We start from the raw sequence: 15210 nt of genomic DNA, 5'->3' as shown, positions 1-15210 counted from the left end.
ATATGGCAAGAGCACTTTTAAGCGTGTCTGACAAAACGGGTATTGTTGATTTTGCAAAAGAGCTTACGGATCTGGGATTTGAGATAATCTCAACGGGCGGAACTAAAAGAATACTCCAGGAAAACGGCATTGACGCGATAGATATCAGTGAGATTACGAAATTCCCCGAATGTTTCGGCGGAAGGGTAAAAACGCTTAACCCTTACGTTCACGGCGGGATTTTATACAGAAGCGGGGTTGACGACGAAGAAGCCGAGAAACTCGGAATTACGAGAATAGATTTGGTGGTTGTAAACTTGTATCCTTTTAAAGAAACTATTGAAAGAACCGACGATTTTGAAGAAATAATCGAAAACATCGATATCGGCGGTCCCACAATGGTTAGGAGTGCTGCTAAAAACTTTAAAGACGTTTTAATAGTGACGGATCCTAATGACTATGATATGGTTGTTGAAGCGATAAGAGACAAGAAAGACACATATGAGTTTAGAAGAGATTTGATGATAAAAGCTTATGAACATACGGCCGCATACGACAGCATGATTGCGAACTATATGAACGAAAGATTCAACGGAGGGTTCGGAAACAAAAGATTTATCGTAGGAGAGAGGGTATTTAACACAAGATACGGCGAAAACCCTCATCAAAGAGGTGCGCTTTATGAATTTGAAGATTTTTATAAAGGTCTTAACATCATAAAAGGAGAGCCGAGCTTCAATAACCTGACAGACATTAACGGAGCCGTTAAAATTGCTGTAAGTTTAGGTGAGGGTGCGATAAGCATCATCAAACATGCAAATCCTTGCGGCGCCGCAAAAAAAGACGACCTTGTAACAACCTGGCAAAAAGCCCTTGAATGCGACCCGATAAGCGCATACGGAGGGGTTGTTGCGGTTAACGGTGTAGTAACAAAAGAACTGGCCGAAGAGATTAACAAAATTTTCGTAGAAGTTTTAATAGCGGGAACCATTACGGATGAGGCCGTAAAAGTATTTGAAAAGAAAAAAAGAATCAAACTTTTCGATTTAAGAAAACCGAAACTTGAAATTCCGGGTGATAAGTGGGATTTTAAGCATATTGAAGGCGGATTTGTATTCCAGGATGCCGACAGGGTAAGCGAAGACGAGGTGGCCGAGGCTAAATGTGTTACAAAAGTATGCGCGGAAGATAAAAAAGATCTTGAAATGGCTTGGAAAATAGCGGCACTTACCAAATCGAACTGCGTTGTGCTTGTAAAAGATTCCCAGATGGTGGCAATCGGAATGGGGATGACAAGCAGGGTCGACGCTACGAGATGTGCCGTTGAGAAAGCAAAATCACTCGGACTTGACATTACCGGAAGCTCACTTGCAAGCGAAGCGTTCTTCCCGTTTAGAGACAGCGTTGATTACGCGGCTGAGGTGGGTGTAAAAGCGATTATCCAGCCGGGAGGTTCTATAAGGGACGATGAAGTGATTCAAGCGGCTGACGAAGCGGGGATTGCGATGTATTTTACAGGGAAAAGACATTTCCTTCATTAAAAATTTAAGCCCTTTCGGGCCGGGGAGAATATGAAAAAAGAAGTTTTGATTTTAGGACTTGTCAGTTTTTTTACGGATATGGCAAGTGCCATGATAACCACCACCTTTCCTCTTTTTTTGGTTTATGTTTTAAAAAACGGAGTGGATAAATTAGGGTTTGTAATAGGCATTGCGACGTTCGTATCTTATTTTTTCAGGGTGATTTTCGGTGTTTTGAGTGACAAATACGGGATAAGAAAACCTCTGGCGGTCAGCGGATATGTAATATCGGCCGTGTCGAAGCCTCTTTTTTATTTTGCCTCGTCCTGGCAGCATATAGCGGTATTCAGAAGTCTTGACAGATTTGCAAAAGCAATGCGCAGTACCCCTAAAGACGCCCTTTTAAGCGCATACGGCAAAGAAAAGGGTAAGATATTCGGATTTCATAAAATGCTTGATGTTGCGGGTGAGACGAGCGGGGCGTTGATTGTTTTTTTGATGTTTTATTTTTACTCGGCAAATGAAGAAACTTTCAAAAGCATATTTTTGCTGACGGTTTTTCCGGGAATTGTCGCAATAATTCTCAGTTTTTTTATAAAAGACATAAAAAACAAAAAAGAGTATAAATTCGATATAAAAAAGGATTTGAGTTTTATAAAAGAGCTGACCGTTTTGAATATTCTGCTTATATTTGTAGTTAGTGAGAGTTTTTTTATTGTAAGGGCAAAGGAAAACATAGACTATCTTTACATTCCGCTTTTTGTAATTCTGCTAAATTTAACGCAGACGCTTTTTAGTTATCTTTTCGGAATAATGATAGAAAAATTAGGTGAAAAATTCTATTATCTTTTGGCTGTGTTTCATATTTCGGCTGTAATGATGCTTAGTTTTTCATTTTTAATTCCGGCTTTTATATTCGAAGGGCTTTTTTTGGTCGGGTTTTTTAATTTTTTCAGGATACTTATTTCGAAAAAAGCGTATAATACCGCCACGGTTTACGGGATTTTTTATTTTTTAGTGGCGGTTTTGGGAGGAGCGGGAAGTGTGGTTACCGGTATCATCTGGAAAACGTTCGGGTTTAATTATGCCGTGCTTGTGTCGGTTTTGGGTATCTTGTTAAGTTTAATAATATGGAGGGTATATGTTAGAAGCAATAATTAATCATCAAAAAGAACTAAAAGAGATATTTAAAAAAATGGATTTTTTAAGGGAAAATTTCATACCCGGGCAAAACGCATTTTTTGAAGAGCTTAAGGATTTTGCAAAAGAGATGAGGAATGAACTTGAATACCATTTTAACCTGCAGATTCATTCGGTCGGAACAAGTCCGAAAACGGAATATCTGGTTAAGGAAAATCTGCTTGTGAGGGATATTCTTTTTAGAATGCTTGATTTTATGATAAATAAAGCCGAAGAAAACTCAATGGACGCGTTTATGAAATTTGACGATTTCGAAGAGATTTTCAGGGCTTATCTGAAAAAAGAAAAAGGGCTTTTTATACAAAATATAAAGTCACATCTTAGTGAAAACGAAATAAGTGAAATCGAAGAGAAATTAAAAGCTCTCATATAACTTGCAAAAAAAATTATTTTATGATAAATTGCGGCAAAAAAGGAGAAACCATGGATTGGTTCGATGAAAATAAAACACCAAAAGATAAATTTTTTGAAATTATGTATCACGCTAACAGAAACTTAGTAATTGAAGAACTTGAAGATGTGTTTAAAAGACTTGCCGCTCTTGAAATAATTGCGGAAGAGTGTCTTGGAGATGAAGTCGATCAGAAAATAAACGAAATCGTTTTTACCCGCTCAGGCGAACTTGAAGCGGTTGAGACGGATTTTTATATCCATACGATGTCGAATATTTTAACGAAAAATGAATAAGTTTTTTATTCTTTTTTTCCCTTTTTTTCTATTTGCCGAATTTATAAAATTCCCCTATACGTTAAAACTTAAAAAAGACGAAACGGCCTTGTTTCAGGTTTATTACAAAGACGGCACCTATCCATTAAAACTGAGATGGACCCTTTTTACAAACGGCGTTTTGACCCTTCTTTACAGATATGACAATTATCCGAGGCAGATAACCCTTTTTAGAGAATATCCCCTTAACACTTTTAAAATAGACATTGTCGATTTTTCAGGTTCCCATCCTTATTTTTATATTAAATTTAAGGAATATAATGGTAAAATAGCATTGTTTGATATTTATCTTTTTAACGGAGAAAAAGTAAAAGTTGATTTAAAAGGCGAAGAATGAATTATTTTGAAATAATGGACGATATGTTTAAAGATTTTAACGAATATAAAGATATAGAAAAGGGAAAGGGAATAAGAGGGAAACTTATTACCGTTATAAATCCGAAAGCCCAGAAACTTGCGGCGGTAGTGGAGTCCGTACATCTTGCGAGTCTACTGCACGACGATGTAATAGACGAAGCTGACACAAGAAGGGGGGCGGCCTCGATAAACGCCAAATACGGAGATTATACGGCTGTAATGCTCGGCGATATCGTATATTCGAAAGCTTTTTACGAGCTTGTGGATTTCGGAAGCGAAATAGCCAAGATAATTTCAAATGCGGTTTATCTTCTCTCGCAGGGCGAGCTTGAGGATGTAAGGCTTTCGGAGGAAATAAACCTTGATAAAAAGCGGTATATGGATATGATTTACAAAAAAACGGCCTCCCTTATAGAGGCTTCTTGCAAGGCGGCAGCCGTGAGTGCGGGATACGATGCCGAAAAATTTGCGCTTTACGGCAGAAATATAGGTATTGCTTTTCAGATAATAGATGATCTTTTAGATGTTACTCAGGATGAAAAAACCCTCGGCAAACCTTCAATGCATGATTATTATGAAGGAAAAACCACACTTCCATATATTTATCTTTTTGAAGTTCTAAACGGTGAAGATAAAGAAAAATTAATGAAATTTTACAGAAAAAAACTTGATACTCCGGAAAAAGAGTGGATCAGGACTAAAATGCGGGAAACCGGCGTAATAGACAGATGTTACGAAGAATCCGAAAATTTAATAAAAGAAGCTAAAAAAGCCGTTAGGGAGTACAATATAAAAGCTCTTGAAATAATTGCCGATAAAGTAATAAAAAGGAGTTTTTAATGTTTGAATTTATGAAAGAGGCTATTAAAGAAGCCCAAAAAGGCGTACGTTCGGGAGACGGCGGACCTTTTGGCGCGGTTGTGGTAAAAAACGGCGAAATTGTCGGAAGGGGTCACAACCAGGTGGTGGGACTTAAAGACCCTACGGCTCATGCTGAAATTCAGGCTATCAGAGATGCGGCGAAAAACCTTAACGATTTCTCTTTAAAAGGATGCACCCTTTATGTGACGGCGGAACCCTGTCCTATGTGTTTCGGGGCTATTCACTGGGCGAGGATTGATAAAGTGGTTTACGGAGCCACGAGAAAAGACGCGGCCGAAATAGGTTTTGACGATTCGCTGATATATGATATTATTCAGGGTAAGACCGAAGAGAGTGTGGAGTTTGTACAAAAATTCAGAGAAGAGTGCCTCGAAGTTTTTAAAGAATGGTATGAAAAAGAGGATAAAATCCCTTATTAAACTATTTCGTTAAACATCTTTTCATAAATTTTGGCTTCGCGGCTTTCGGGAAATCTTTCCACCACGCTCATTTTTTCGAAAGGCATAGCTTCTATTGCTTCGCTTTTCGGGATGTATGTTTTAAGATACTGGGATTTGGGAAGATTTAGAATCGTACGTATTATTCTTTTGTGGTTTTGCGTATTTTCAAATCCGTTTACGAACAGTTTAACGTTTTTTGCAAGTTTAGTTTTTAGAATCTGGTTGTATGTCCTTAATGAAAGTATGTTCGGAAGTACCGGTACAAGTATTATATCCGCGTTTTTGAGTATGTCTTTTGTAAGGGCGTTGAGTGTGGCCGGGGCGTCCAATATTATAAAATCGTATTTTTTTTTAATCGTTACGAGAAAATTTTTCATCTGGTGCGTATAGTTTTGCAGTTTAATATCGGCGGGTATTATGTCTATATTTTCGTATTGAGTGGATTTAATGATTTTTTCGATGGGTTTTTGGAAAATATATCTTTTTTTCGGTTTTTTATCAAAAAAATAACTGCTCGCTCCTTGTATGTCCAAATCCCAGATAAGGGTTTTTCCTTTTTTTGCGGCAACGGAAGTCAGATTTACGGCGGTTGAAGTTTTGCCGACACCCCCCTTAATGTTAAATATCGCTATTATCATCGAATTTCCTTTTTTCGCCCTTTCCGACTTTTTTGTCTTTCCCGGTCTTTATCCTTTATGTTATAATATCAAAAAGCTTGCGGAGATTCAAATGAAAGAGATTAACATAAACGAACTTCAAAATCCGGAATATGTGCTTGTCGGCAATAAAAAAATGGTTTTAAACGATTTGATTAACGAATATATAAATTTAAAAAAGGTAAATAAAAAAGCCGTAAAAAAATACCTCCAGGAGCAGGAGCTAAAGCCTTATCAGGCGGAACTTATAAAAATGCAAAAATATCTTGAGGACAATCAAAAAAGAATGGTTGTGCTTTTCGAAGGCCGGGATGCGGCCGGCAAAGGCGGGACAATCAGAAGAATAGTCAGATATATGAATGAAAAACATTACCGTGTAGTCGCACTCGGGAAACCGAGCGACGTACAGAAAACCCAGTGGTATTTTCAAAGATACGTAGAACAGCTCCCGAGAGGTGGCGAGGTCGTGCTTTTTGACAGAAGCTGGTACAACCGTGCAATGGTGGAACCGGTTTTCGGTTTCTGTACGCTCGAACAGTATGAAACGTTTATGCAGGAAGTGCCTATGTTTGAAAAATCTCTTGTAATGGAGGGATCAATTCTCGTAAAAATTTATCTTTCCATTTCGAAAGAGGAACAGGCGAAGAGATTCGACAAAAGAAGAAGGGACCCTCTCAGACAGTGGAAACTGAGTGAAATAGATCTTCAGGCACAGGACAAATGGGACGAGTTTACGGAAATGAAATATAAAATGTTAAAGGCCACGCATACCCATTTCGCACCGTGGACGGTGATAAGAAGCGACAATAAACACCTTGCGCGTTTAAATGCGATGAAGGTGATTTTAAACGCCGTGGATTACCCGGACAGAAACGAAGAGCTTGATTACGTACCTGATGACGGGATAGTCGTAAGCGGCGCGAGGGAAATAGAAATAATGGAAGCCGACAGGATAAGAAGCGGAAAATTTGTGAGTTAAGGAGTTGAAATGGCGGCTATAAAATACGAATATCTTCCGAGATATAAGATTGATGATTACAAAAGATGGGAGGGAGAGTGGGAATTGATAAAAGGCGTTCCTTTTGCCATGGCGCCGAGTCCCGTTAAAAAACATCAGCAGATAATTTTTATTATGGCAAAAGAGATGGATAACAATTTGGAATGCGAAAACTGTGAAGTTACCATCGATACGGATTACATAATCGACGATGAAACCGTTTTAAGATCGGATGTGGCACTTATATGTGACGATGACAGTGAAAAAATTACAAAAACGCCTGAAATTGTGGTTGAGGTTGTTTCTCCTTCAACGCTGCATAAAGATCTTAACTTGAAATTCGAACTATACGAAGAAGAAAAGGTTAAATATTATATTATTATATTTCCAAACGAACTGATTGCAAAAGTTTACAGACTTCACGGTAAAAATTATGAAAAAGTAGGTACTTTCAGGGAAGAACAGGTTGAATTTGATATAAAATGTCCTTTGAGAATAAATTTTAATAATGTTTTTGAAAAGTTTAAGGAGAAAAAATGACATACAATGAAGCAAAAGAAAAATTTGAAAAACTTTTTAATAACGAAATGAGCGAAGTTGAAGCAAAAGGGCTGCTTGTAAGTTTATATGAAAAAGGTGAAGAGGCTGCTGAAATTGCGGCCGCTGCGGATGTAATGAGGGAATACAGCGTTAAACTGCCCGTCAGTGAAGAACTGAGAGACAAACTTATAGACATAGTCGGAACGGGCGGGGATAAAAGCCACAGTTTCAATATCTCTTCAACTGCCGCCCTGCTGCTTGCGGCTGCCGGAAGTTATGTGGCAAAACACGGAAACAGAAGCATTACAAGTAAATCCGGAAGCGCCGATATGCTTGAGGCACTCGGAATCAATCTTAATTTAAGCCCTGAAAACCAGGTAAAAATGCTTGAAGAGACGGGGTTTACGTTTATATTCGCAATTAACCACCACCCGGCAATGAAATATATTATGCCTATCAGAAAGTCTCTAAGCCACAGAACGATATTTAACATTTTAGGGCCCCTTACAAATCCTGCGGGGGCGAGAAAATATCTGCTCGGGGTGTTTTCACCGGATTTTGTGGAAAAAATAGCGAGCGCGCTGGCTTTAATGGATGTAAAGAGCGCATTGGTGGTAAGTTCGCTTGACGGTATGGATGAAATAAGCGTGGAGGGCCCTACAAAAGCCGTTTATTTTAACGGTGTGAATCTTAAAGATATGGAAATAAGGGCGGAAAGTTTCGGACTTAAAGGGAAAAAAGAGAACCTAATAGGAGGCGATGCGGAAGAAAACGCCGAAATTACAAGAGGAATATTAAGCGGTGAGATTAAAAACGATAAAAGAAACGCCGTACTTTTAAACGCGGGTGCGGCACTGTTCGTCGACGGTAAGGTTAGCTCTATTGAAGAAGGTGTTAAAATGGCGGCTGAGGTGATAGACAGCGGCAGGGCGATAAAACATCTTGAAAAAATAATAGAGGTTTCGAATTCCTTTAAATAAAATTGAGGTTTTTTATATTTTTTATTTTTCCCTCTTTTATCATCTGTAAAAATATTTTTATACCTTTCGGTTCGTTTTTGTTTCCGTGAATAAGTATTATTGAGCCTTTTCCCGGTGTTTCTCCTTTTGCAAGCCATGCATCAGCGCCTATTGTGATCAGTCCGAGGAATTTGACCGTCATTATCGCTTTTTTATCGCTTACAAGTCCGGGAAATCTGAAAAACACCGAAGGCGTCTGGTTGTATTTTATTAATGTTTTTTCCAGATTCAGTGTGTCTTTTTTCAGGTTGTAGCCTTTTGTTAAAACGAAATTTTTATTTAAAGGAAGACTTCTTTTGTACGGATGGGTTGCGGTGTGATTGCCCCAGTTAAGATCCAGCTTTTTTTCTTTTTTCCATTTTATCAGCTGAAAAAATTCTTTTTTGTGTTTTTTAATCCACCCCGAAGTTATAAAAACGGTTACGGGGGCGGGGTTTTTAAAACTTTTTATAATTTCTTCGTACGCTTTTTTTTCAAAACCTTCTTTTGAAGACGGACATAGGTCGGTTGTTATATACATTCCTTTTTTGCCGTGGGTTATACCGTCGTTTTGCAAAGGATAAGGAGGTTTTGCGCTTAATGCAAGAAGTTTTAAGTATTTCGAATCGGGGTGGCATTTTATATGCTCGACGTTTTGAAAGGGGGTGATTTTTGTTTGAAGCGTACGGGTGTTTACTTCAAGCTGCATTTTTTCACCGTTTTTTACAAACGTTCTTATAACCGCCGTGGAAGGGTTTATACAGTAAAAAACCGCTTTATAGTCTTTTATGTCGGCAAACAGAAAAACCCACAGAAATATAATCGCTTTTTTCATACGGCCTCTTTGTTTGATATAATTTTATAATAACAAAAAAACGGGGAGAAGTATGCGTTTTGAGGTGAAAAGTTTTAAAGATTTACAAAAAGTAATAGATTGTATAAAAAAAAGCGGAAAAAACATAATAATACTCAGCGGTACGCTCGGAAGCGGTAAAACAGCCCTTGTTAAGGAATTCGTCAAAACACTCGGATTAAAAGATGGGGTTACCTCTCCCACTTTTGCAATTCAGAACATATACGGGCAGACTGTTTACCATTACGATTTGTATAATAAAGGTGCGGATGAATTTTTAGCCCTCGGAATGCTTGAGGAACTTGAAAAGAGGGGGTACCATTTTATCGAATGGGGAGAAGGGCTCGAAGATGTTTTTAATATGTACGGGTTTGAATATCTTAAAATAAAAATTACGCTCGAAGGTGAAAAAAGGATTTTCGAATGTCAAAGTTAGTTGCCGAAAATTTAAAAAAGGCGTTTAAAAAAACACTTATAATAAAATGTGTTTCGCTGACTGTGAAAAGAGGTGAGGTCGTGGGGCTTTTAGGTCCGAACGGAGCGGGGAAAACCACCTCTTTTTATCTTATCTGCGGACTGCTTCAGCCCGATGAGGGAAAAGTGGAAATGGACGGAAAAGACATAACGAAACTGCCTCTTCATAAGAAAGCGAGGCTCGGTATAGGGTATCTGCCGCAGGAGAGTTCCGTATTCAGGGATTTGAGTGTTGAAGACAATTTATACATAGTGGCGGAACAGTATTACGACAAAAAAAAACAGAACGAAATAGTTGAGGATCTGCTTGAAAAGTTTAATATAGAGCCCATACGTAAAAGAAAAGGGATAAATTTAAGCGGGGGTGAGAGAAGAAGGGTGGAAATTGCAAGGGCCCTTGTGCCTAATCCTAAGTTTCTTTTTTTAGACGAGCCTTTTGCTGGGGTTGACCCTGTGAATGTAAATGATATAAAACATTTGGTCGAACTGCTTGCGAAGGAAAACATAGGGGTTATAATCACCGATCACAACGTAAGGGAGACTCTTTCGATATGTCACAGGGCGTACGTACTTAAAGACGGAATGATATTAACGGAGGGAAGCGCCGAATTTATAGTAAATCATCCGGAAGTTAAGAAATCTTATCTCGGGGAAGATTTTAAATTATGAAGCTGAAAGTAAAAACGGCGAACAAACTTTCGACGAAACTGCTCGGATTTCTTCCCATACTTAAAGCGGGGGTGGACGAACTTTTTGAAGAGATAAAGGAAATCAGTAAGGAAAACCCTTATATTGAGGTCAGAAACAGAAGGTTTGTAACAATCAGCAACCTTAAAAACGCCAATGCGGATGAAATAGAGGCGCTTACGTTAAGTGAGGAGACGCTATACGAATCCCTTTTGAAACAGATTGAAAATTCGAATCTTTTCCCCACGGAAAAATCAAAAAAGATAGCCCTTGAGATAATAGAGGATATCAGCAACGAAGGTTTTTTTGAGGGGAATGAAGATACCATAGCCGCAAAACTCGGGGTAACGGCCGAAAAAGTTAAAAAGGTAAGGGAGAGGTTTATGTATTTAAACCCGGCAGGGGTGGGAGCGAAAGATTTGAAAGAATGTATGATTTTCCAGCTTCAAAACATCGATATGCCCGAAAACGTTTATAAACTTGCAAAAGAAATGGTAACCTATCTTGAAAATATAGACAGGTTTGTAAACGAACCGATGTATACGGAGGCTATGAAAATAATAAAACAGTTAAAAACCGTTCCTGCGGCGGAATATATAAAAGACGAGGAAATTATTCCCGAAATAATCGTTTTGAATATAGACGGACAGCTTGATATACGAATCAACGACGAACATTATCCGGAAGTTAATATAAAAGATCCCGAGAACAAAAACGGCTTTTCTAAAGAAAAGTTTAAAGAAGCGAGAAACATCGTAGACGCGCTTGAAATGAGAAAAGCCACACTTAAAAAAATAGCGCTTATGATTGTTGAATTGCAATATGAGTTTTTTCAGGGCGGAGTGATAAAGCCGATGAAAATAAAAGATATAGCCGATGAGCTCGAATATGCTCCGTCCACCATCAGCCGGGCCATTTCAAATAAATACCTGCTTTGTGACAGGGGGATAATTCCCCTAAAAAACTTTTTTTCAATTGCCCTTGACGAGGAAACGTCCTCGAACCAGATAAAAGAGGAAATTAAAAAGCTTATAAAAAACGAAGACAGAAACAAACCTCTAAGCGATGACAAACTCACGGAAATCATCAACAAAAAATACGGCCTGAACCTTGTGAGGCGCACCATTTCGAAATACAGGGACCAGCTTAAAATCCCTACAAGCAGGGAAAGAAAAAGGATTTATAAAGTCGGAGGGGAAATCGGTTTTTAATCTTCGTTTCTTATTATTAAACTTTCCGGTAAATTCAGTTTTTTTATAATTTCCTCCTCTTTGGCTCTCATTTCCCCTCTGTCCGTTTCGTGGTCGTATCCGAGCAGATGTAAAAGTCCGTGCAGAAAAAGAAGTTTTATTTCATCATCCGTGCCGTGGCCGAATTCTTCGGCGCCTTTTTTTGCCGTATCGATTGATATTATTATACTTCCAAGCGGCATTCCGGGCATATCTTCGAGTGGAAAGCTGAGTACGTCTGTTGCTTTGTCCTTGTTTCTGAACCGCTTGTTTATTTTTTTTATTTCTTCGTCATCTGTTAAAATAAGCTCTATATCCTTGTCTGTGAGCAGATTATATATTTCATTTAGTTTGTTTATGTCAAGTTCATAAGACGTTCTGTTGTCGAAATCTATCATTAAAGAGCCTTTTTTAGTAAAATTATAATAAAAAATTATTTAGTCAATGCCAATTATTTTAATTTTAATATAAAAAGGCGTCAGATGAAAAAAGCGGTAGTGATTTTAAGCGGCGGTATGGATTCCACAACGGCCGCGTTTATAGCCAAAAGCGAAGGGTACGAAATAATACCCGTGCATTTTAATTATTCCCAAAGAACCGAAAAAAAGGAATTAAAAGCGTTTAACGACATATGCTCTTATCTGGATTTAGACAACAGATACATAATCAACATACCTTTTTTTAAGCAGATAGGTGCAAGCGCTCTCGTGGATGAAAACATCGATGTGCCTATTGACGGGGTTAAACCGGGTATACCCGTAACATACGTGCCTTTTAGAAACGGTATTTTTCTTTCTATAGCCGCTGCCGTAGCTGAAAAGGAGGGTGCCGAAGCGATATACATCGGCGTGGTTGAAGAGGATTCAAGCGGGTATCCGGACTGCAGGGAGGATTTTATTCAAAATATGCAAAAGGCGATCAATTCCGGAACAAAACCCGAGACGAATATTGAGATAAAAACGCCTCTTGTTCATTTAAAAAAAGAAGACATCGTAAAAACCGCGGTTGAATATAACGTGCCGCTTCATCTTACATGGAGTTGCTATAAATACGAAGATGAGGCGTGCGGGGTATGCGACAGCTGCAGACTAAGACTCAAAGGTTTCGAAAAGGCGGCCATTGAAGACAAAATACCTTATAAAAAGAAATAATGTTATGTTAACTGAAACGGTATCCGGTTAATTTTTAAAAAAAAGGAGAAATATGAAAAAAAAGATAGAAACAGTAAAAACACTGCTTGATTCCCTTCCGTTTATAAGAAAATTTTACGGAAAAACGATAGTGATAAAATACGGCGGGGCTGCGCAGATAGATGAAAAACTCAAAGAAAGTTTCGCAATAGACATTTTAATGCTTTATATGGTCGGGATAAAGCCCGTAATCGTTCACGGGGGAGGCAAAAGGATAACGGAGATTCTCACGGCCCTTAACGTAAAAACGGAATTTAAGGACGGTGTTAGGGTGACTACCGAAGAATCAATCAAAATAGCGGAGATGGTTTTAAGTGGAGAAATTAACAAAGAAATCGTAAATATGCTAAATCAGCACGGTGCTAAGGCGATAGGGATTAACGGAAAGGATATGAGCTTTATGAAAGCCAAATCCCTCGTGGGGTATACGGGGGAAATCACTTCGATAGACGGTGTTTTTGTCAATAAACTGTTAAGCGAGAGTCTTATTCCGGTAATAGCCCCTATTGCGGCGGGGGAGAGCGCCACTCATCCGGGGTATAATATAAACGCCGATACGGCCGCAAGCGAAATAGCCGCAGCCATAGACGCTAAAAGGGTGATTTTCCTGACAGATACTCCTGGGGTGCTTGACAGGGAAAAAAACCTGATAAGTTCCCTTACGAAAGATGAAATACAAACGCTTAAAAAAAACGGTACTATAGCCGGGGGTATGATTCCTAAGGTGGATGCGGCTTTAAAAGCGGTGAAAAGAGGTGTGGAAAAAGCGCATATTATCGACGGAAGAATAGAACATTCGATTCTGTTGGAACTCCTTACGAGCGAGGGTATAGGAACCGAAATCAAGGACGGATAATGCATTATATATGGACGGAGCTTTTTATTCTTTTCGTTACGGTTTTCGTTTCAAAAATTACGGCTAAAAAAACCAAAAGCGTTGACGTTTTGTGGTTTATAATTTTCGGGGCGGTTCTCGGTAACATAGGGCTTTTCAGCGGTGATCACAGGATAGAGTTCTTAGGTGAGATAGGGATAATCTTGGTTATGTTTGCCCTGGGGTTTGAAGAAGATCTCGGCAATTTTTTAAAAGGCGTGAAAAAAGCGTGGGGAATCGCAGTAATAGGGGCGGTTTTTCCTTTTATGGCAGGGTATTTCAGTGCCGAAATTTCAGGTTTTTCCACCACTTCCGCCCTTATATGGGGCCTTACGATGACGGCGACGGCCGTTTCCCTGACCATGGTCAGTTTAAAGTCTCTCGGACTTGAAAAAACGCCGGCCGCAACCGGAATTATGACAAGTGCTGTTGTCGACGACGTACTGAGTTTAATAGGTGTTGCCGTTTTACTGCCGATAATATTAAACGGCACCCAAAAAGAACTCAATATAGATATCGCAAAACTTGTAAGAACGATGCTTGATGTCGTTTTGTTTTTCGGCTTTGTGTTTCTCGTCGCCAAATTTATCGTTCCCCACAAAAAGGGGATAAGATACCTGTTTGTCGTAAACAAAGGGCATTATGCGGTTTTGGGTGTTTTTATACTCGTGTTTTTATTTGGCAGCGTAGCGCATACGCTCGGTTTTCATCCAGCAATAGGCGCTTATTTTGCGGGGCTTATTTTAAAAGCGGAATATTTCGGGGTGGGAAACCAGAACAGGGCTAAAGAAGTTGAAAAAATCACATCCGTAATGGCGTATACGGTTTTCGGACCCGTGTTTTTTATACTTCTCGGAGGTAAGATACTTTTTGATTTGAATATGTTTAAAGAAGTGTTTTTTCCTACTTTAATGCTCTTTTCAAGCGTGCTTGTGCTTCAGGTTCTTTCGGCCGCCTCAGCCGCCAGGTTTACCGGAGGGTATTCCGTGAAGGATTCCGTTTTAATAGGTTTGGGAATGCTCGGGAGGGCCGAACTGGCCTTTATTGTGATAAACATCGCTTTCGTTCAGAACAGCCTTATTACTCAAAAGGAGTTTTATATTTTGATGTTTACCACGTTTTTACTTAACATTTCCGTACCGACCCTGTTAAAATGGTATAAACCGATATATCTTGGAAATAGAAAATAATATGTTAAAATAAAGCAAACGTTTAAAGGAGAGAGAATGCATTTTAAGGTAAAAAAACCTATCCCGGGGTTTGAAAGCTTAAATACGGTCGAGCTAAGTAAGGTTGACGAGTCCATAGCGGTATTGAAAGACGAAAACGGAAGGGTTTTGTTTTCCCTTATAAACCCTTTTGTTCTCAGGGAATATTCGTTTGACGTGCCGGCCGATGTAAAAGCGCTTCTTGATATTAACGAAAAATCCAAAATAGAGGTGTATAACAATATTGTTATGAAAGAACCCGTAACGGAATCGGTTGTTAATTTTAAGGCTCCGTTTTTGTTTAATCTTGAAAACGGTACGTGTGCACAGGTTATTCTCGATGACGAAGGATATGCGAAACTCGGAGAATTTTTGAAATAACTTCCCCTTTTTTTTCTTC

20 protein-coding genes are annotated in these 15210 nt (G+C 38.9%); 17 read left to right on the top strand and 3 right to left on the bottom strand.

Translation table 11 applies throughout. From position 1 onward, the window contains the following. The first annotated feature begins 2 nt into the window (after positions 1–2). From purH to ACXJIE_RS07095, 7 genes are read left to right on the top strand one after another with little or no spacing between them, the layout of a single operon-like run. On the top strand, positions 3–1520 hold the full coding sequence (purH, locus tag ACXJIE_RS07125; RefSeq protein WP_456480277.1) for a bifunctional phosphoribosylaminoimidazolecarboxamide formyltransferase/IMP cyclohydrolase: 1518 nt from the start codon (positions 3–5) through the stop codon (positions 1518–1520). 30 nt (positions 1521–1550) lie between these two features. Beyond that, positions 1551–2660 carry an MFS transporter gene (locus tag ACXJIE_RS07120; RefSeq protein ID WP_456480276.1) on the top strand — a complete coding sequence of 370 codons (1110 nt, stop codon included), beginning with the start codon at positions 1551–1553 and terminating at the stop codon, positions 2658–2660. Then, on the top strand, positions 2641–3072 hold the full coding sequence (locus ACXJIE_RS07115; protein WP_456480275.1) for a phosphoribosylaminoimidazolecarboxamide formyltransferase: 432 nt from the start codon (positions 2641–2643) through the stop codon (positions 3070–3072). Before ACXJIE_RS07120 ends, ACXJIE_RS07115 begins: the two co-directional genes overlap by 20 nt. A 50-nt stretch (positions 3073–3122) precedes the next feature. Beyond that, a complete protein-coding gene (locus ACXJIE_RS07110) occupies positions 3123–3386 on the top strand; it encodes a DUF2018 family protein (protein ID WP_456480274.1) in 264 nt (87 codons plus the stop codon). Next, a complete protein-coding gene (locus ACXJIE_RS07105) occupies positions 3379–3762 on the top strand; it encodes a hypothetical protein (RefSeq protein ID WP_456480273.1) in 384 nt (127 codons plus the stop codon). Before ACXJIE_RS07110 ends, ACXJIE_RS07105 begins: the two co-directional genes overlap by 8 nt. Next, positions 3759–4622 (top strand): polyprenyl synthetase family protein, encoded by an 864-nt coding sequence (locus ACXJIE_RS07100; protein ID WP_456480272.1) that lies wholly within the window; start codon positions 3759–3761, stop codon positions 4620–4622. Before ACXJIE_RS07105 ends, ACXJIE_RS07100 begins: the two co-directional genes overlap by 4 nt. Beyond that, entirely contained in the window at positions 4622–5083 is a 462-nt protein-coding gene (locus ACXJIE_RS07095; RefSeq protein WP_456480271.1) for a nucleoside deaminase, read from the top strand. Before ACXJIE_RS07100 ends, ACXJIE_RS07095 begins: the two co-directional genes overlap by 1 nt. Here ACXJIE_RS07095 and ACXJIE_RS07090 read toward each other — a convergent pair. Then, entirely contained in the window at positions 5080–5742 is a 663-nt protein-coding gene (locus tag ACXJIE_RS07090) for a ParA family protein (protein WP_456480270.1), read from the bottom strand. The two genes, ACXJIE_RS07095 and ACXJIE_RS07090, sit on opposite strands and share 4 nt — an antisense overlap. Positions 5743–5833: 91 nt before the next feature. On the opposite strand from ACXJIE_RS07090, the gene ppk2 reads away from it, so the two are divergent. Genes ppk2 through trpD form a run of 3 tightly spaced genes read left to right on the top strand, consistent with a single transcriptional unit; the run spans position 5834 to position 8277 of the window. Continuing rightward, positions 5834–6739: a polyphosphate kinase 2 gene (gene ppk2 / locus ACXJIE_RS07085; RefSeq protein WP_456480269.1), complete on the top strand. Its 906-nt coding sequence runs from the start codon at positions 5834–5836 to the stop codon at positions 6737–6739. Between the two features lie 9 nt (positions 6740–6748). Further along, positions 6749–7297, top strand: a complete 549-nt coding sequence (locus ACXJIE_RS07080) for a Uma2 family endonuclease (protein ID WP_456480268.1) — start codon at positions 6749–6751, stop codon at positions 7295–7297. Continuing rightward, the gene (gene trpD, locus ACXJIE_RS07075) at positions 7294–8277 is read left to right on the top strand and encodes an anthranilate phosphoribosyltransferase (protein ID WP_456480267.1); all 984 of its coding nucleotides are present in this window, start codon (positions 7294–7296) and stop codon (positions 8275–8277) included. The genes ACXJIE_RS07080 and trpD overlap by 4 nt, the downstream gene beginning before the upstream one ends. Here trpD and ACXJIE_RS07070 read toward each other — a convergent pair. Next, positions 8270–9130, bottom strand: coding sequence for a polysaccharide deacetylase family protein (locus tag ACXJIE_RS07070; RefSeq protein ID WP_456480266.1), 861 nt, complete (start codon positions 9128–9130; stop codon positions 8270–8272). The genes trpD and ACXJIE_RS07070 overlap by 8 nt on opposite strands. A gap of 52 nt (positions 9131–9182) precedes the next feature. On the opposite strand from ACXJIE_RS07070, the gene tsaE reads away from it, so the two are divergent. The 3 genes from tsaE to ACXJIE_RS07055 are packed head-to-tail and all read left to right on the top strand — an operon-like array spanning position 9183 to position 11520. After that, a complete protein-coding gene (tsaE, locus tag ACXJIE_RS07065) occupies positions 9183–9584 on the top strand; it encodes a tRNA (adenosine(37)-N6)-threonylcarbamoyltransferase complex ATPase subunit type 1 TsaE (protein ID WP_456480265.1) in 402 nt (133 codons plus the stop codon). Next, positions 9572–10291 (top strand): LPS export ABC transporter ATP-binding protein, encoded by a 720-nt coding sequence (gene lptB / locus ACXJIE_RS07060; protein ID WP_456480264.1) that lies wholly within the window; start codon positions 9572–9574, stop codon positions 10289–10291. The genes tsaE and lptB overlap by 13 nt, the downstream gene beginning before the upstream one ends. Beyond that, positions 10288–11520 carry an RNA polymerase factor sigma-54 gene (locus tag ACXJIE_RS07055; protein ID WP_456480263.1) on the top strand — a complete coding sequence of 411 codons (1233 nt, stop codon included), beginning with the start codon at positions 10288–10290 and terminating at the stop codon, positions 11518–11520. The genes lptB and ACXJIE_RS07055 overlap by 4 nt, the downstream gene beginning before the upstream one ends. On the opposite strand, the gene ybeY is transcribed toward ACXJIE_RS07055, so the two are convergent. Then, positions 11517–11936 (bottom strand): rRNA maturation RNase YbeY, encoded by a 420-nt coding sequence (ybeY, locus tag ACXJIE_RS07050; RefSeq protein ID WP_456480262.1) that lies wholly within the window; start codon positions 11934–11936, stop codon positions 11517–11519. The two genes, ACXJIE_RS07055 and ybeY, sit on opposite strands and share 4 nt — an antisense overlap. A gap of 84 nt (positions 11937–12020) precedes the next feature. Between ybeY and queC the strand changes: the two genes are divergently transcribed. The 4 genes from queC to fliW are packed head-to-tail and all read left to right on the top strand — an operon-like array spanning position 12021 to position 15191. Next, positions 12021–12689, top strand: a complete 669-nt coding sequence (gene queC, locus ACXJIE_RS07045) for a 7-cyano-7-deazaguanine synthase QueC (RefSeq protein WP_456480261.1) — start codon at positions 12021–12023, stop codon at positions 12687–12689. A 52-nt stretch (positions 12690–12741) separates the two neighbouring features. Beyond that, positions 12742–13584 (top strand): acetylglutamate kinase, encoded by an 843-nt coding sequence (gene argB, locus ACXJIE_RS07040; protein WP_456480260.1) that lies wholly within the window; start codon positions 12742–12744, stop codon positions 13582–13584. Continuing rightward, positions 13584–14792, top strand: a complete 1209-nt coding sequence (locus ACXJIE_RS07035) for a cation:proton antiporter (RefSeq protein ID WP_456480259.1) — start codon at positions 13584–13586, stop codon at positions 14790–14792. The genes argB and ACXJIE_RS07035 overlap by 1 nt, the downstream gene beginning before the upstream one ends. Positions 14793–14828: 36 nt before the next feature. Further along, positions 14829–15191 (top strand): flagellar assembly protein FliW, encoded by a 363-nt coding sequence (fliW, locus tag ACXJIE_RS07030; RefSeq protein WP_456480258.1) that lies wholly within the window; start codon positions 14829–14831, stop codon positions 15189–15191. Positions 15192–15210: the final 19 nt, after the last annotated feature.

This window comes from Nautilia sp., assembly GCF_053994455.1.
The sequence above is the reverse complement of the archived record's forward strand: the minus strand, read 5'-3'. Positions and strand labels throughout refer to the sequence as shown.